We start from the raw sequence: 17,414 nt of genomic DNA, 5'->3' as shown, positions 1-17,414 counted from the left end.
CGACAATGGCTGTCATACATTACGACATTGGAGTTGCACGTCATGGCAGTCGCTCATTCCCTGGGATTTCCGCGCATTGGACGCGATCGTGAACTGAAAAAAGCGCAGGAAGCGTTCTGGAAGGGCGAACTCGACGAAGCCGGCCTGCGCGCCGTTGGCCGTGACCTGCGCCAGGCCCATTGGGCGCTGCAAAAGCAGGCCGGCATCGAGCTGCTGCCCGCCGGCGATTTTGCCTGGTACGACCAGGTATTGACCCACTCGCTGATGTTCGGCGTGATCCCCGAGCGATTCCGCCCGGCCGATGGCCAGGCCACCCTGCACACCCTGTTCAGCATGGCCCGTGGTGTCAGCGACCCTTGCTGCGGCGGTGCCCACGCCCAGGAAATGACCAAGTGGTTCGACACCAACTACCACTACCTCGTGCCGGAGTTCAGCGCCGACCAGCAATTCCACCTGGGTTGGGATCAGCTCTTTGACGAGGTGCAGGAAGCCCGCGAGCTGGGCCACACCGTCAAGCCTGTGATCATCGGCCCGCTGACCTACCTGTGGCTGGGCAAGGCCAAGGGCGGCGAGTTCGACAAGCTCGATCTGCTGGACCGCCTGCTGCCGTTGTACGGCCAGATCTTCCAGCGCCTGGCGGAGCAGGGGGTGGAATGGGTGCAGATCGACGAGCCGATCCTGGTGCTGGACCTGCCGCAGGAATGGAAAAACGCTTTTGAGCGAGCCTACAACCTGATCCAGCGCGACCCGCTGAAAAAACTCGTGGCGACCTACTTCGGTGGCCTGGAGGAAAACCTTGGCCTGGCCGCCAACCTGCCGGTGGATGGCCTGCACATCGACCTGGTGCGCGCACCGGAACAGTACCCGACTATCCTTGACCGCCTGCCGGCCTACAAAGTGTTGTCACTGGGCGTGGTCAACGGCCGTAACGTATGGCGTTGCGATCTGGAGCAAGCCCTGGCGACCCTGCAGCACGCTCATGAAAAACTCGGTGACCGCCTGTGGGTCGCGCCGTCCTGCTCGCTGCTGCACAGCCCGGTGGACCTGAGCCGCGAAGACCAACTGGATGCCGAGCTGAAGAGCTGGCTGGCGTTTGCCGTGCAGAAGTGCGCCGAAGTGGCGGTGCTGGCCCAGGCGGTCAACCAGCCTGAAGCGCCGAACGTACTGGCAGCCCTGGCGCAAAGCCGCGCCGTGCAGGCTGCCCGCGCTGCTTCGCCACGTATCCACAAACCTGCTGTACAGGCCCGTGTGGCGGCGATCACCGCCAAGGACAGCCAGCGCCAGTCGCCGTTTGCCCAGCGTATCGAAAAACAGCGCGCCGGCCTGAACCTGCCGCTGTTTCCGACCACCACCATCGGCTCGTTCCCGCAGACGGCCTCTATCCGCCTGGCGCGCCAGTCCTACAAGGCTGGCAAGTTGAGCGAGGCCGAGTACGTCGAAGCCATGCACAGCGAGATCAAGCACGCCGTCGAGGTGCAGGAAAACCTCGGCCTCGACGTATTGGTGCACGGTGAAGCCGAGCGTAACGACATGGTCGAATACTTCGCCGAGCAACTGGACGGCTATGCATTCTCCCGCTTTGGCTGGGTGCAGAGCTACGGTTCGCGCTGCGTGAAGCCGGCGGTGATCTTCGGCGACCTGAGCCGCCCCAATGCGATGACGGTGGAGTGGATCCGCTATGCCCAGGGCCTTACGCGCAAGGTGATGAAAGGCATGCTGACCGGTCCGGTGACGATGCTGATGTGGTCGTTCCCGCGTGAAGACGTGAGCCGCGAAGTGCAGGCGCGGCAACTGGCGCTGGCGATCCGCGATGAAGTCGTGGACCTGGAGACCGCCGGCATCAAGATCGTGCAGATCGACGAAGCGGCGTTCCGTGAAGGCTTGCCGTTGCGCCAGGCACAGTGGCAGCACTACCTGGATTGGGCCACCGATGTGTTCCGCCTGTGTGCCTCGGGCGTGCGCGATGAAACCCAGATCCATACCCACATGTGCTACAGCGAATTCAATGATGTGATCGAGAGCATTGCGGCGATGGATGCGGACGTCATCACCATCGAGACCTCACGCTCGGACATGGAGTTGCTGGAGGCGTTTGAAGCCTTCGCCTACCCGAACGAAATCGGCCCGGGGGTGTACGACATTCACTCGCCACGGGTGCCGGATGCGTCGGAAATGGCCAACCTGCTGCGCAAAGCAGCCAAGCGGATTCCGGCGCAGCGCTTGTGGGTGAATCCGGATTGCGGCTTGAAAACCCGCGGCTGGCCGGAGACAGAAGCAGCGTTGATTCACATGGTTGCCGCCGCACGCCAGCTTCGCGCTGAACTGGCCTGACTCCAAGGTCTTGCACGGTTCAAATGTGGGAGGGGGCTTGCGCCCTCCCACATTTGAACCGTGTCGGGTCAGAGGTATTTGAGCCAGGCCAGGTCGCGGCGGCGGGCTTTCAGGCCGGCAAACCAGCGCACGGGCACATACAGTGCAATCGGCAATGCCAACGCCACCAGCCACACCGGGCCAATCCCGTCGAAGCCGAAATAGGCACCGTGATTAAGGCCGAACAGTGCCACGCACATCACATACAGCACCTTGAGCACATACAGGTGCAGCAAGTAGAAGAACATCGGCGCCGCACCAAACGTGGCGAGCAGGCCAATCCAACGCTTGTGCCCCGCACGTTCAAATGCCAGCAACAGCAGCAAGCCAATGCCCAGGGTCAGCGCCAGGAACAGCAGCGAAGGCGGGTACTTGGTCACGTTGAAAAAACTCATCAATGTCTGCACGCCGCTCTCATAGGCCTGCCAAGGCTTTTCGCCGTAGCCATTGAGCGCGCGCAACCCCACGAAACCTGCCAGCGCACCCACGCCCGCCAGCCACAGATAACGCTGACGCAACGCCGGCTGCATACCATTGGCAAACCACGGGCCCAGGCCGTAACCCAGGGCAATCACGCCGATCCATGGCAGCACCGGGTAGGTGATGCGCAGGCGCAGGGAGTCGCCCGCCTCGATCCAGCTGCGCTCATGCAGGATCGCCCACAGGTTTTGCAGCGCCGAGCCCGGGGCAAAATGCACGCCGTCCAGCAGGTTGTGCCCGCCGATGATCACCAGCGCCAGCACGATCAGCAGCGGGCGAGGCAACCACACCAGGGCGGCGAGGGCGAGCATGCTCACGCCAATGGCCCAGATCACCTGCATGTAGATCACGCTGGGCGGGAACTGGAACGTCCAGGCAAAGTTGACCAGGGTGAACTCCAGCACCACCAGGAACAGCCCGCGCTTGAACAGGAACGCCGACACATCACCACGCCCCTGGTACTTCTGGCCGTACAGCCACGCCGAGAGGCCGGTCAGCAGGACGAACACCGGCGCGCACAAGTGGGCGAGGGTGCGGCTGATAAACAGCGCAGGCTCAGTGCTGTCGATGGTCATGGGATCGCTGACCTGACGGTGCAGCAGGAAGGTTTCGCGCACGTGGTCCAGCAACATGAACAGGATCACCAGACCGCGCAGGGCGTCGATGGAAAGCAGGCGTTGGCGTAAGGGAACAGCGTCAGTCATGGGCGAGGTTCGCAAGGCAGGGTCAAAATTGGACGTTATCCTATAACATTAATTAACGCATTGCCGCGATTCATTGTGCCGATTAGAATGCGATCAATTCGTAATTACTGCATTGCGCCGGGTACCCAGCATGTCGTCTTCGCTCAATCCGCCCGTCCTGGCGCTGTACTCTGAGCACCACGGATGGTTGTACCGCTGGCTCGACCGCAAGCTCGGCAATGCCAGCGATGCGGCAGACCTGGCCCATGACACCTTCCTGCGCCTGCTGGCCCGCCCCAACAGTGCCGGGTTCGGCAGCGAACCACGCGCCTTGCTCACCCATATCGCCAAGGGCCTGATGATCGACAGTTGGCGTCGTCAGGAAGTCGAGCGCGCCTACCTGGAGACCATCGCCCATCTTCCAGAGCCGCAAGTGCCGTCTCCGGAGACCCGCTGGTTGATTCTTGAAGCGCTCCACCGCATCGAAGCGATGTTGCGAGACTTGCCCGACAAGACCCGCCAGGCATTCCTGATGTCGCAGATCGACGGCCTGACATACGCGCAGATCGCCGAGGAATTGAACGTGTCGCTGGCCTCGGTCAAGCGCTACATGCGCGATGCGTTCCTCGCCTGCCTGAGCGTTGCATGAACCCGTCCATCGACCCGCAGATCCTCGGCGAAGCCGCCGACTGGATGGTGCAGTTGCAGTCCGGCAGCGCCACCGACGAAGACCACCGCGCCATCGCCCAGTGGCAGGGCCGCAGCGCCCAGCACGCCCAGGCATGGCAGCGCGCGGAGGCGATCCTGGGGGACTTTGACACGGTGCCGGGCGCGATTGCCGGTGAGACCCTCAAGCGCATCGGCCGCAAAAAATCCCTCGGCCGACGTCAGGCACTTGGCTTGCTGCTGCTGGCCGGCCCGGCAACCTGGCTGGCTTACCGGCACAAGCCCTGGCAGGCATGGACCGCCGACCAGCACACCGCTATTGGCGAGCAACGCACCCTCAGCTTGCCCGATGGCACGCGCGTGCTGATCAACACCGGCAGCTCGCTGAATATCGCGTTTACCGAGCAGGTGCGGCGCATTGAGCTGCTCCAAGGCGAGGTCATGATCACCACCGCCAAGGACCCTGCTCCCTACCATCGCCCGTTCATCGTGCAGACCCGACACGGCAATGCCCGTGCACTGGGGACGCATTTCAGCGTCAGGGTAGGGGAGCAAAACAGCCGCGTGGCGGTGCTCGAAGGCGCCGTCGAAATGATGCCGGAGCACGCCCGTGAGGGGTTGATCGTCAAGGCCGGCGAGCAAAGTGCATTTGACGCTGACCGCGTCGCGCGGATAGCGCCGCTGGATGCCAATGCGTTCTCTTGGGAAAACGGCATGTTGCTGGCCCAGCAGATGCGCCTGGCGGACTTGCTCGAGGAACTGGGGCGCTATCGCCATGGCGTGTTGCGCTGCCATGAACGCGTGGCCGGGCTCAAGGTCTCCGGGGCATTTCCCCTGGGCGACAGCGATGCCAGCTTGCGCTTGTTGCAGGAAACCCTGCCGGTGAAAGTCAGTAGCCTGACCGGTTATTGGGTCACCTTCGAGCCGCGCTGACATTATTTTCGACGTTCGCTGACACTTTTTTCGTTGTCGGCCGGTGTAGGGGGAGAACCCTCAACGTTGCACCGCGCCGACAGGAACCCCCATGACCGCCACCCCGTTCGCCCTTCGTCCCTTCAAGGCCTTGAGTCTGGCTGTTGCTCTGGCGGCCATCACGCCGATGCACAGCGCGGTGGCTGCCGACGTGGCTTCTGCAAGCACGACGCGCAGCTACAGCATTGGGCCGGGGCCGTTGGGCAACGTGCTGGCGCAATTTGCGGCGATGTCCGGGGTGCCGTTGTCGTTTGATTCTGCACTGCTCAATGACCAGCAGAGCCCGGGCTTGCAGGGCAACTACAGTGTCCAGACGGGTTTCTTGCAATTGTTGCAAGGCAGCGGCTACACCCTGCAAAGCACCGGCAGCAGCGGTTATACCCTGGTCCCGGACGCCAGTGGCGATGTGCTGCAACTGGGTGCCACCACCATCAGCGGCGAGGCGGGCGGGGCGCAAGCGGACACCTATGGTGGTGGCCAGGTGGCGCGTTCGGCGCGCCTTGGGGTGTTGGGCGACCGGACAATCAGTGAGGTGCCGTTCAGCGTGGTCAGCTACACCGCCAAAACCATCGCCGACCAGCAGGCGCGCACCGTGGGGGATGTGCTGCTCAACGATGCCTCGGTGCGCCAATCCAATGGCTTCGGCAATTTTTCCCAGGTGTTTACCATTCGCGGGTTGCCGTTGAACACCGACGACATCGCGTTCAACGGCCTCTATGGCGTGCTGCCCAGGCAGATCATTACCACCGAGGCGCTGGAGCGGGTGGAGTTGTTCAAGGGCCCCAATGCCTTCGTCAACGGCGTGTCGCCAGCGGGCAGCGGTATTGGCGGTAGCGTCAACCTGGTGCCCAAGCGCGCGCAAGACTTACCCACCCGCAGCGCCACGCTCGACTACAGCGGTGACAGCCAGGCAGGCGGGCACCTTGACCTTGGCCAGCGCTTCGGTGAAGACAATCGCTTCGGCGCGCGAGTCAACCTGGCCCGGCATGGCGGCGATACGGCCATTGACAACGAATTCAAAAGCTCCCAGCTGATCGCCGTGGCCGTGGACTACCGGGGTGATCGCCTGCGCCTGTCTACGGACTTCGGCTACCAGAAACAGCGCATCAACAACGGCCGCTCCGTGGTCTATCCCAATGGCACCCAAGTGCCGAAGGCGCCGTCGGCCACGCACAATTATTCCCAGGACTGGAGCTGGTCGGAGCTGGAGGACACCTATGGCATGTTCAATGCTGAATACGACCTCACCGACAGCTGGACCGCCTACGTGGGCGGCGGGGCCAAGCACACGCGGGAGAACGGCGAATATTCGTCGCTGTACGTAGGCAACAGTGGGGCGGGACAGATCGGTTTTCTGTATTCGCCCCATGATGAAGACAACAAGAGCGCCATCGCCGGACTCAACGGGCATTTCGACACGGGGCCTGTGACCCACCAGATGAACCTCGGCTTGTCGGGCATCTGGGGCGAGCAACGCTCGGCGTTCGAGGCGATCCTGCAGGCCAACCGCCGGCCGGGCAATCTGTACAACCCAATCCAGATTGCGCGCCCCAGCGTGACGTACTTCGGCAGCGACCTGCATGACCCGCGTGTCGTCGGCAAGAACCGCATCAAGAGCGCGGCGGTGTCCGATACCCTGGGCTTTGTCGACGACCGCGTGCTGTTGACCCTGGGCGTGCGTCGCCAAACCATCGAAGTGGACGCCTGGAACACCACCACGGGCCTGCGCAATGCCAACTATGCCGAGTCGATCACCACGCCTGTCTACGGGCTGGTGGTCAAGCCGTGGGAACATGTGTCGTTCTATGCCAACCGCATCGAGGGCCTGGCCCAGGGCCCGACGGCACCCTCCAACGTCACCAACCGCAACGAAGTATTTGCGCCCAACCGCAGCAAACAGACCGAAGCCGGGGTCAAGCTTGATTGGGACAGCGTTGGCGCCACGCTGGGGGTGTACCGCATCGAGCAGCCCAACAGCTCCACCTCGCGCATTCCCGGCAATACCCTGGACACCTTCAGCGTCGACGGCGTGCAAATCAACAAGGGCGTGGAACTGAACGTATTCGGCGAACCCGTTGACGGCCTGCGCGTGTTGGCCGGCGCGACCTGGATGAACACTGAGCTGAAGAACACCTCCAACGGCCTGAGCGACGGTAACCGTGCAGCCGGCGTGCCGCGCTACCAGTTCAACCTTGGCGCCGACTGGGACATTCCGGGGATCCAGGGCGCCGCCGTCAATGCACGCCTGCTGCGCACCGGTGCGCAATATGTCAACGCCACCAACACCCTCGAAATCCCGGCCTGGACGCGTGTCGACCTCGGCGCCCGTTACGGCTTCAAGGCTGACGACAAATACATCACCCTGCGCGCCAACGTCGAGAACGTGGCGAACAAGGCGTACTGGGCATCGGCATCCACGGCCAATAATTACCTGACCCAGGGCGAACCCCGCACGGTCAAGTTCTCTGCAACGGTGGACTTCTAAGTTCCTTCAGGCGCTGGACGGATTCAGCGACGGGGGCTATTCCACCCAGGAATGCCCCCATGAAAACCGTGCATTGTCTTTCTGCGCGCAGTTCTCGTAGCGTGAGCATTCACTCAAGGAGATCCGCCATGCCCCACGCCTCGTTGCGCCTTTATGTCGATGCCCTGTTCACCAGCCCCTACGCGATGTCGGTGTTTGTGACCCTGCGGGAGAAGGGCCTGGATTTCGAACTGCTCACCCTGGACCTGGACGCCGCGCAGCACCACACGCCGGACTTTGCCCAACTGTCATTGACCCAGCGCGTGCCAACCCTGGTAGACGGTGATTTCGCCCTGTCGGAGTCCTCGGCGATTACCGAGTACCTGGAGCAGGCCTATCCCGCGACGCCGGTGTATCCCGCAGGGCTCGAGCCTCGGGCACGGGCGCGTCAGGTGCAGGCATGGTTGCGCAGCGATTTGCTGCCGATTCGCGAAGAGCGCTCGACCCAGGTGGTGTTCTACGCAAAGCACATGCCGCCACTTTCTCCGGCAGGCCAGGCCGCTGCCGCCCGGTTGATCGGTGCCGCGCAGGCATTGTTGACCGACAACGGTCCCAACCTGTTCGGTGAGTGGTCGATTGCCGACCTCGACCTGGCCGTGATGCTCAACCGCCTGATCCTCAACGGGGACGAGGTACCTGCCAGGCTGGTCGCTTACGCGCAGCACCAGTGGCAGCGGCCGTCGGTGCAGGAGTGGGTCAACTTGCAGCGGCCTGCGCTCTGACGGATCAGAGCCATTCCTGGGCGACGCGGCGGTCGAGGTCCTCCCAATCGGCCATGCCCAGCACCCGCGTGGTGTTCAAGCCACGCAGGTAGCCGCGCAGTTGTTGAGCGTTGGCCGTGACCTGGCCGGGGTCCGCCGCGTCATCCTGCAGCACGTTTTCATAATCGACCAGGTAATCGGCGACGCGCTCGCGAAACTCCGGCAGGACCGCGTCACGGATGCGGTCGAAGGTTTTCTGGTGGGGCTTCATGGCGAGGTCCTTATTGATTTTATGTCAGCACTATCGGTTCAGATAATAGTCACCATCACGTAACGCAAGTTCTGTTTTTTCAGGATAAGCGCAAAATTGCCCCATCGAGACACTGCTCAAGGAAATGCGCGATGAGGACGTTTATTCAGTTGGTTTCAATGGTGTTGATGCTGGGCGCTGTGGTGGTCAACAACGCGGCCGTCGCTGGCGATTTGCGTGATAGCCATTTGCTACCAATCGGCGCTAGCGTAGACTCCCTGCACACTGTGCAGTCGGTGGGCGTGTTGCTCAGCGACAATACTCGCGACAATCTGAGCTATCTGGAACGCTACCACGACATGGCCCTGCACGGCGCCAAGGATGCCCTCGACGGACGTATCCGCCAGGCATTCGTCAACAGCTCCGACCCGGAGTTGGCCATTGATTGGTTGATGAGTTCGCTGCAAGGCACCTTTTCGTCGGTGACGGTCTACGACAGCCTGGATGCGCTGGTGCAGGCGCGCCCCGACGTGGTGGTCATGCTCGACACCCATAACCAGTTGCTGACACAGCGTAATGACGTGGTCGAGGCACGCTTCATCGCGCGGTTCTACGACGCGAACCTGCAATACATCGCCAGGGCCGAAGGCTCGGTGCACAAGCAGGTGCCATCGGTGTGGGTCCGCGACAAGGCGGCACCGGAAATCGCCGCGCAGATCGAACAACAGCGCGATGTGCAACTCGACGCCTTGAAGCAGTTCGATGTGTCGCTCAAGGCGTTGGTCCGTGCGGGTTGATGTGAACTTTTATCTTTTTCTTCAGGATTTTTTCATGCGTTCTTTTTGTCTACCGGCCCTGGCCTTAGCCTCTGTGTTCCTCGCCGGCTGCGTCTCTGCCCCCAATGCCCCGACCCTGACCCTGCAGACCAAGAAGGCGCCTGAAGACTACATCCAGTGCGTGGTGCCGCTGTTGGAAAAACACGGCATAGCCTCGACCGTGACGCAGAACTCCCGTCACGCGCGGTTGGTGCTGGCCAGCAAGATCGCCGCCGATGACGTGCTGGAAGCCTACAAGTCCCAGGATGGCGGCAAGGTGTTTCTGTACGAGCGCAAGCCGCTGGCCTCGACCATCACCCCGTCGCACCTGGAACTTGCCGCCAAAACCTGCAAGTAATCCCTGCAATGCACTGAGGGTCGCTCAGGGTTTGGTTTCGTTGCTGAAGGCATCGACCGTCTTGATCAGGCCCTGCGCCGCAAGCTTCACCAGCGCCCCACCTTTCTGCGCCGTCGCCAACGCCGGGTCCGAGCCCATGCGGCCATCCGGGAAACGCGCGCGGAAGTCCAGCGCTTCGCGGATCGGCCCGGTGTTGGCAATCTGGGGGGAATAGTCGGCGGTCTTGATCGAGTCCGGATAGGCCCACTGGGTTACCGCAATTTCCGACGGCGTGGCATGGCTGCCATGGCCCACGGGGAATTGCTGGTGAGCCAGGTCGGTGACGCCTTCCAGGTCCCACCAGTTCACCAGTTTCAACGCGAACCCGGCGGGGCGGCGGGCGAAGCTGGCTTCGGCGTACAGCTCGGAAAACGCCGCCTCAATGGTGGCGATGTTGCCGCCGTGGCCGTTGAGAAACAGGATCTTGTCGAAACCATGCCCGGCCAGCGAGCGCACCCAGTCGCCAATCGCGGCGATGAAGGTAGACGGGCGCAGGGAAATGGTGCCGGGGAAGCCCAGGTGGTGCTGGGCCATGCCGATATTGAACGTGGGGCCGATCAGGATGTCGGCGTTCTTCTGCGCCTCATGGGCGATGATTTCCGGGCACATCCAGTCGGTGCCGAGCAGGCCGGTGGGGCCGTGCTGTTCATTGGAGCCGATGGGAATCACCACGGTGCGGCTGCGTTGCAGAAACTGCCCGATCTCGATCCAGGTGGAGGTGTGTAGAAGCATGCGACGCTCTCTTTTATCTGTGGGGACAGGCTATCCGCCACGGATTGTACGACTACTCGCCACCTGTTGGGGTTTGCAATTGAGATAGGTCGAGGACTTCAGCCAGCGCTGGTCGGGGTACCACGAGAACATGAATTGCCCATCCTTGAGCTTGTCCACCACCTGGCGCGCGACTTGCGGGCGCACGGCCGGGCAACCCTGGCTGCGGCCGATGCGGCCTTCGCGCTTGCTCCACAGGGGGCTGACGTAGTCGGCGGCGTGAATCACGATGGCGCGGTCTCGGGCCTGGTCGTTGAAGCCCGGCTCGAGGCCGTCCATGCGCAAGGAGTAACCGTGGGTGCCCAGATAGCTTTCCTGGGTGCGGAACAGGCCCAGGCTGGACTGATGGCTGCCTTCACGGTTGGAGAACTGGGTGGCGAAGTTTTCCCCGGACTTGGCGCCATGGGCCACCAGGTCACGCAGCACCAGGGTCTTCTTGCGCAAATCGAAGATCCACAGCCGACGGGCGGTCGAAGGCTGTGAATAGTCGATCACGGCCAGGCGTTCTGAGCGTTCCTCGCCATTGCTGACGGCGCACTGCATCGCACTCAGGGCGCTTTTGAGGACAGTGGGATTGAGTTCTGGAGCCGAGCGCGCCAGGCTGCTATACAAGGTAGGTGGGTTGCCATTGGCAGCGAAGGCGAAATTGCCGAACGCAGCCAGGCTCACAGTGATGAAACCGGGCCGGCGCAAAAAAGTCAGCATCTACAGTACATCCCCCCGCTGTGGATTGGAGCCAAGCCATTGTTCAAAAAACACGCATGTTACTTGAGCATTTGCCTGCTCGTTGCACCATTGGTCGCGACAGCCGACACGCCGTCGGATGCGCCGTTGCCCGTTGCACCGCCGATTCTGGTGAACACCGCGCCGGTGCAACAGGCGCTGTCGCAGCTCCCCAGCGTCTGTCCCGCGCTTGCGCGGCAGATCGACGCGGCCACGCAATCACGCCTGCAAGCCTTCTACCAACAGCAGGGCGATGTGCCGTTGTGGTCGACCGATGAACGCCGGCAAGCCCTGCACGCACAGTTGGCGATGCTCGCCGATGATGGCCTGGACCCTTCCCACTATAGCCTGCCTGCGCCAGACGCCACGGCCAACGTGCTGTGCAGCGATATCAGCAGCAGCCGCCAGTACCTCCAGGCCCTGCAGGATCTGCATTACGGGCGTTTGCAGCAGTCGCGCTTCGAACCGTTGTGGCATTCCCAGCCACCCACCCGCGACCCCGACACCGACGTGCTGGCCTTCGCTGCCGCCGGCCTGCAGGACATGGCCCAGGGGTTCGACCAGGCCCGCCCCAGCGCCGATCTCTATCGCAGCCTGCGCAATGCCTACGCCAGTGTGCGCCAGCAGCCGTTGCCGCATTGGGACCCGGTCGCCAGCGGCCCGCTGCTGCGTCCAGGCATGGACGACCCGCGCGTCCCCGAACTGGGCCGCCGGCTGGTGAGTGGCGGTTACCTGGCCCAGGCGCCGAGCGGCAAGCAATACCGCGATGAGTTGGTCAAGGCGGTCAAGGCGTTCCAGCTCAGCCACTCGTTGCAGGCCGACGGCGTGATCGGCGCCGGCACCGTGGCCGAATTGAACATCAGCCCGCTGGTGCGCCGCGAGCAACTGCGCATCAACCTCGAACGCTTCCGCTGGCTGGCCCAGGACCTGGAACCGGAGGGGGTGCTGGTCAACGTCGCCGCCGCGCAACTGAGCGTGTACCAGAGCGGTATTCCGGTGTGGCAGACCCGCCTGCAGGTGGGGCGCGCCGAACGCCAGACGCCGTTGCTCAAGTCGCGCATCACCCGCCTGACGCTCAACCCGACATGGACCATCCCGCCCACCATCATGCGCGAGGACAAACTCCCGGCCATCCGTCTGAACCCCGAATACCTGCGCCAGCAGAACCTGCAAGTGCTGGACGCCGAAGGCCACCCACTGACCCCCGAACAAGTCGACTGGGCGCGCCCCGGCAATATCCTGCTGCGCCAGGAGGCCGGCCCGCGCAATCCGTTGGGCAAGATCGTGATGCGCTTTCCCAACCCGTACTCGGTGTACCTGCACGACACCCCCAGCCAGCCACTGTTTACCAAGGGGCCACGGGCCTTCAGTTCGGGGTGTGTGAGGGTCGAGCAACCGCTGTTGCTGCGCGACATGCTGGTGAGCCCGGCCGAGCGGGCGCGTACCGATGAGCTGCTGGCCACCGGCGTGACCCATGAATTCAGGCTTGCCACGCCGGTGCCGGTGCTGCTGGGCTACTGGACGGTCGAGGTCGACCGCCAGGGTGGGTTGGTGTATGCGCCGGACATTTATGCGCGTGACCTGGTGCTCATCAAAGCGATGGGGAGTGTGCTGTAACCGTTCGCTCGAACGCGGTCACCTTCGGACTGTGTGGTGCGGGAGACCAAGTACGGTCAAACAGCGTTGCCAGGCTCGCCTGATGGCTGATGCCGATCACCGTGCAGTTCGGCAACTCTGCGCGCAACAACACCAGCAACGCCTGGGCGCTGGCCTCATCCAACTGGTTGGTCGCCTCATCCAGGTACAAGGTATCCGGCGCATACAACAATGCCCGCGCCAGGCCGATGCGCTGTTGTTCACCGCCGGACAATTCCCGCGCCCATTCGCGCTGCTCGTCCAGACGCTGGGCCAGGTCCGGCAAACCCACCTGCTGCAATACCGCCGCCAAGCGCACCGCGCTCGGCACGTCCAGCGCCGGGTACGCCAACAGGTTACGCAACGGCAGGTTCGGCAGGTAAGGCTTTTGCGGCAGCAATAAACTGCGCCCCGGTGGCAATTGCCAGCCGCCCCGGCAGTATGGCCACAGGCCCTGCAAGGTGCGCAGCAAGGTCGACTTGCCGATGCCGCTGCGCCCGGCGATCAGCAGCCATTCGCCCTGGGCGACCCGTACCGACACATCCCCCAGCAACACGCCGGCGTCCGGGCGCAGGACGTCCAGGCCCTGGATGCACAGGCAATCGCCGATTACCGGCGCCTTGGCCTGGCAACGGCTGGCGGCGATGGCTTGCTCGAACTGCCCCAGTCGTTCCACCGCCGAACTCCAGCGCATCAGCTTCGGGTACAACTTGATGAACCAGCTCAACGAGGCCTGCACCGCACCGAATGCGCTGCGGATCTGCATCAGGCCGCCCAGGGTGATGGTCTTGGCCAGGAAGGCGGGCAGGGCGGCGAACACTGGAATGATCAGGCTCACGCGCTCGTAGCTGACGACGAACAGGCTCAGGTTGCGCTCGCGGCCCATCAATTGCCGCCAATTGCGCGCAATCGCCTGGAAGCGCTCGGCCAAGTGCTCGCGCTCCACCGCTTCGCCGCGGTACAGGGCGATCTGTTCGGCATGCTCGCGCTTGCGCATCAGGCTGGCGCGAAAGTCGGCCTCGTAGTGCTGTCGATCCACGTTCAACCGGTGCAAGGGGCGACCGACCCAATGGGTGATCAGGGTGCCAGCCAGCGTATAGAACACCACGATCCACACCAGGTAACCCGACACCGTCAGGCTGTAGCCGCCGAGGCTGAAGGTCTGCACCCCGGACAGTTGCCACAGGATGCTCATGAACGCGCCCACCTGGGCCATGTTGATGATGAACGACGCCACCAGCTCGACGCTCAGGTCGGTGACGATGTCCACGTCTTCGGCAATGCGCTGGTCGGGGTTGTCCGGTTCGCCGTTCAGGCCCAGGCGATAGAACGCCTGGTCTGCCAGCCACGCGGTGGTGAACCGCTCGGTCATGGACTGGCGCCAGCGCAGCACCAGGGCTTTGCGCACCCAGTCCAGCGCGACCACGATCAGCACGTAGGCGCCGAGGTACAGCACATAGCGGCCCATCAGCGCGTACAGGGCCTGGGTGTCGAACTCACCGAGGGTGTCGTAGAAGCTCTTGCTCCAGGCGTTGATCAACACGTTGATCTGCACGATCAGCAAACCCATGCCGATGATGCTGCCCAGCATCAGCCAACCGAGCCACTGCGAGCCGGTGCGCCAGAACGGCGCGGCCAGGCGGTAGAACGTACGCAGGCTCTTCACAGCGCGTCCGCCTTGGGCAATACGCGCAGCAGCACTTGGTTATTCGCGGGGAACAGTTGGCTGGCCAGGGGGTTGAGCGATTCGACGCGCAAGCCATCCGGCAAGCGCGTTTGGCTGCTCAGGTAGCGCGGGTCCTGCCACTGGCGCTCACTGAGCAACAGGCGGCGCCATTGGGTGGTGGGGTCGGTGAGGCGTTTCTTCTCCTGGCGGCGCAGTTCGTTGCGCGCGCTGGCAACCCACTGGGCGTCCACCGACCGGTTCAATTGGGCCAGGGTCTGCTGGGCCAGGGCCCAGAGTTCATCGGCGCGCTGCGGGTCGCAGGTAAAGCTCAATTGACTCTCGATGCGCTGGGTGTCGCGATTCAGTTCGCTGTCAAACCGCAGGCGGTAGACACCGGAGGCTTCACCGCGCAGGCGTTGCTTGAGTTGGGTGTTGGCCAGTTCGCGCAGGGCGGCGACCCGGGCGGCGGCGTCGGGTGTCCAGGTCATCGGGCTGAAGCTGCTGGCTTCCAGCACCACGCGCGGCTCCAGGGCGACGGCGATGTCCTGGCGACGTTGACCCGGCAGTTGCAGCGCCGGGCGCACCGGTTGGGCGACGCCGCGCGGGATGTTCGCCAGTTGTTCGCGGAGGGCGACTTCCAGGGCGGCGGGCTCCAGGTCCGCCATCAGGAAGTAGGTCACCGGGGCCTGGGTGAGTTGGTGCCAGTCCTGGGTCAGGGTCGAGGCTTCGAGGGTTTGCAGATCCGGCGCCTGCCAGCTGTCTGCGCCGTAACGTGCGTCGCGCCGGGCGCTGGCGATGGGGTCGGGACGGTTGTTCACCCGTGACAGCAGGTCATCCCGCGCGGCGCTGAACAGGTCGTCGTCGATCACTGCGCCCACCTGGCTCTGGCGGTAGCTTTGCAGCAAGGTGGTCAGGGCGTCGATCGATGGCTGGCTGGTGCCGCTCAGTTGCAGACGCGTGGCGCTGTGTTCCAGGCTCAAGGTGGCCTGGTGCTGCTTGCGCCAGGCCTCGAGCCCGGCGCCGCCGCTGTCGCTGCCCAGTTGCGCGGCCATTTGCAGGCGCCATCCAGGTACGTCGGTACGGTTGAAACCGGCGGCGGATTCCGCCTGCAGGCGCCATTGGCCGTTCTCGGCATTGCGGCGCAGCCACACCAGGCGATCGCCGTTGCTCAAGCGCCAATGCTCGACGTGTTCAGCCGCGAAGGTGCGCTTGCCCAGCACCGCCCCCGGGGTGCTCGGGGCCGGCGGGGTGAACACAGCACGCGGTGCTTCCACCGGCGCATCGGCAGCCGGCGCGACCAGCGAGGCAGCGGCGAGGGCTGCGCGCATTTGCTGCACGTCGTCCACCGTGGGCAGGCGCACCACGCTGTTGCCCGGCGCGGTGAGTTGCAGCACCTGGTCGGGGCTGTCGAGCCAGCGGTGCAAGCGGCTGTTGATCGCGGCGAGGTCGATGCTGCCCAGCGCCTGCAGGGTCAGCTCGGCAATCTGGTGAGGCGCTACCACGGTGCGGTTCTGCACGGCGGAATCGTTGAGGCTGGTGACCCATTGCTCGAAGGTTCGCGACTCATCCTTGGCCAACATGCCGTCAGCCAACTGGCGCAGTTTCTCGTGTTCGCGGTGCAGGTCTTCGGTGGTGAAGCCGTGTTGGCGCAGGCGCTCCAACTCGGTCAGCAGTTGCGTCAGCGCGGCGTCGTGATGCGCGCCCTCCACACCGGCGGCAACGCCCAGCACGCTGGACCGGGCACCGATCAAGGTTTTTTGCGCGGTCAGGCTGCGCACCCCCGGTTGCAACGGTTGACGACGCAATTGGGTCAACAGCGCCGACAGGGTCATGCGGTCGATCAAGCGCTCACGGGTGGCATCCGCCGTCACCCCACGGCTGTCGGGTTCGTGCAGGCGAAACAGCAGGGACACCTGGTTGCTGCCGGTCTGCGGGTCTTGCAGACGGAAGACTTTCAGCGTGCCATCGAGGGGCAGTTCACGGTGATCGCGGTCAGGCAAAGGCTTGGCGACCGGCGCGCCAAATGCCTGCTCGATCTGTCGCGCCAACTGTTGAGGTTCGAAGTCACCGACCACCGACAGGATCATGTTGTTGGGCACATACCAGCGTTGTTGAAAGCGCTGCAGGGCGCCCAGCGAGGCGTCGCGAATCGCGCCTTCGTTGCCGATGGTGCGGTGCAGCGGATACCGCGAGCCGACCCGCTGGGTGGCCGCACGCTGGTCGTTCATGCGCTGTGCCACACCGAGGCCGCCGCGCCATTCTTCGATGACGATGGGGCGCTCGCGCTCAAGGTCGGCGGCGTTGTAGTCGGCGGCGAACACCAGTTGCGCGAGTTTCTCCAGGGCCACCGGCGCCTGGGTGCTACCGGCCATGGGGCTGAGCAGGTACTGGGTGCGGTCGTAGCTGGTGACGGCGTTGAAGTTGCGCCCCTGCACCCAGCCGAGCGCGGTCATCTGCGCACGCAAGTCGGTGGCCTGGCCGGCGCGGCTGCGGAAGGTCAGGTGTTCGAGCATATGGGCCACGCCGACCTGGTCGTCATCTTCGTCGACGGAGCCGGCGCGCACGGTCAGGCGCAGGTCCAGGCGTCCGGCCTGGCTGCTGTCGCGCACCATCCGGTATTCCAGGCCATTGGCCAATTGGCCTCGTATCACCTGCGGTGCCCAGGGCAACGGCGCCTGGGTGACAGGCGATGCACAGGCGCACAGCAGCAGCGGGCCGAGCAGGCCTGCAAAAAACTTGTTCATGGGGGTATCCAGGCTAA

The 17,414-nt window shown here is 63.8% G+C and carries 14 protein-coding genes; 8 read left to right on the top strand and 6 right to left on the bottom strand.

The features are described from left to right. The first annotated feature begins 42 nt into the window (after positions 1-42). A complete protein-coding gene (gene metE, locus CQ041_RS09930) occupies positions 43-2,331 on the top strand; it encodes a 5-methyltetrahydropteroyltriglutamate--homocysteine S-methyltransferase (RefSeq protein WP_105522898.1) in 2,289 nt (762 codons plus the stop codon). Positions 2,332-2,399: 68 nt separating this feature from the next. Here the strand turns inward: metE and CQ041_RS09925 are convergent, their stop codons facing one another. Next, positions 2,400-3,554: a DUF1624 domain-containing protein gene (locus CQ041_RS09925; protein ID WP_105522899.1), complete on the bottom strand. Its 1,155-nt coding sequence runs from the start codon at positions 3,552-3,554 to the stop codon at positions 2,400-2,402. A gap of 130 nt (positions 3,555-3,684) precedes the next feature. Here CQ041_RS09925 and CQ041_RS09920 point away from each other — a divergent pair, with 130 nt between their 5' ends. From CQ041_RS09920 to yfcF, 4 genes are all read left to right on the top strand, one after another. Further along, on the top strand, positions 3,685-4,182 hold the full coding sequence (locus CQ041_RS09920; protein ID WP_105522900.1) for a sigma-70 family RNA polymerase sigma factor: 498 nt from the start codon (positions 3,685-3,687) through the stop codon (positions 4,180-4,182). Continuing rightward, on the top strand, positions 4,179-5,132 hold the full coding sequence (locus CQ041_RS09915; RefSeq protein ID WP_105522901.1) for a FecR domain-containing protein: 954 nt from the start codon (positions 4,179-4,181) through the stop codon (positions 5,130-5,132). The genes CQ041_RS09920 and CQ041_RS09915 overlap by 4 nt, the downstream gene beginning before the upstream one ends. 91 nt (positions 5,133-5,223) lie before the next feature. Beyond that, positions 5,224-7,656: a TonB-dependent receptor gene (locus CQ041_RS09910; RefSeq protein WP_105522902.1), complete on the top strand. Its 2,433-nt coding sequence runs from the start codon at positions 5,224-5,226 to the stop codon at positions 7,654-7,656. Between the two features lie 128 nt (positions 7,657-7,784). After that, complete coding sequence (gene yfcF, locus CQ041_RS09905) at positions 7,785-8,417, top strand: glutathione transferase (protein ID WP_105522903.1); 633 nt, start codon at positions 7,785-7,787, stop codon at positions 8,415-8,417. Between the two features lie 4 nt (positions 8,418-8,421). Here yfcF and CQ041_RS09900 read toward each other — a convergent pair whose 3' ends face one another. After that, entirely contained in the window at positions 8,422-8,667 is a 246-nt protein-coding gene (locus tag CQ041_RS09900) for a hypothetical protein (RefSeq protein WP_105522904.1), read from the bottom strand. 131 nt (positions 8,668-8,798) lie between these two features. On the opposite strand from CQ041_RS09900, the gene CQ041_RS09895 reads away from it, so the two are divergent. Both CQ041_RS09895 and CQ041_RS09890 read left to right on the top strand, forming a co-directional pair. Further along, positions 8,799-9,443 carry an ATPase gene (locus tag CQ041_RS09895; RefSeq protein WP_105522905.1) on the top strand — a complete coding sequence of 215 codons (645 nt, stop codon included), beginning with the start codon at positions 8,799-8,801 and terminating at the stop codon, positions 9,441-9,443. 34 nt (positions 9,444-9,477) lie between these two features. Further along, entirely contained in the window at positions 9,478-9,819 is a 342-nt protein-coding gene (locus tag CQ041_RS09890) for a hypothetical protein (protein ID WP_105522906.1), read from the top strand. Positions 9,820-9,843: 24 nt separating this feature from the next. Here CQ041_RS09890 and CQ041_RS09885 read toward each other — a convergent pair whose 3' ends face one another. After that, a complete protein-coding gene (locus CQ041_RS09885) occupies positions 9,844-10,590 on the bottom strand; it encodes a creatininase family protein (protein WP_105522907.1) in 747 nt (248 codons plus the stop codon). 30 nt (positions 10,591-10,620) lie between these two features. Beyond that, on the bottom strand, positions 10,621-11,334 hold the full coding sequence (locus CQ041_RS09880; RefSeq protein ID WP_105522908.1) for a murein L,D-transpeptidase catalytic domain family protein: 714 nt from the start codon (positions 11,332-11,334) through the stop codon (positions 10,621-10,623). 39 nt (positions 11,335-11,373) lie between these two features. On the opposite strand from CQ041_RS09880, the gene CQ041_RS09875 reads away from it, so the two are divergent. Continuing rightward, entirely contained in the window at positions 11,374-12,969 is a 1,596-nt protein-coding gene (locus tag CQ041_RS09875) for a murein L,D-transpeptidase (RefSeq protein WP_105522909.1), read from the top strand. Here the strand turns inward: CQ041_RS09875 and CQ041_RS09870 are convergent. Together CQ041_RS09870 and CQ041_RS09865 are read right to left on the bottom strand one after the other, a co-directional pair. Then, positions 12,944-14,653 carry an ABC transporter ATP-binding protein/permease gene (locus tag CQ041_RS09870; protein ID WP_105522910.1) on the bottom strand — a complete coding sequence of 570 codons (1,710 nt, stop codon included), beginning with the start codon at positions 14,651-14,653 and terminating at the stop codon, positions 12,944-12,946. The two genes, CQ041_RS09875 and CQ041_RS09870, sit on opposite strands and share 26 nt — an antisense overlap. After that, on the bottom strand, positions 14,650-17,397 hold the full coding sequence (locus CQ041_RS09865; RefSeq protein ID WP_105522911.1) for a M16 family metallopeptidase: 2,748 nt from the start codon (positions 17,395-17,397) through the stop codon (positions 14,650-14,652). The genes CQ041_RS09870 and CQ041_RS09865 overlap by 4 nt, the downstream gene beginning before the upstream one ends. Positions 17,398-17,414: the final 17 nt, after the last annotated feature.

It is taken from the genome of Pseudomonas sp. MYb60 (genome assembly GCF_002979555.1).
GTDB lineage: Bacteria > Pseudomonadota > Gammaproteobacteria > Pseudomonadales > Pseudomonadaceae > Aquipseudomonas.
Note: the sequence above shows the minus strand (reverse complement) of the source record. Positions and strands in the feature narration are given on the sequence as shown.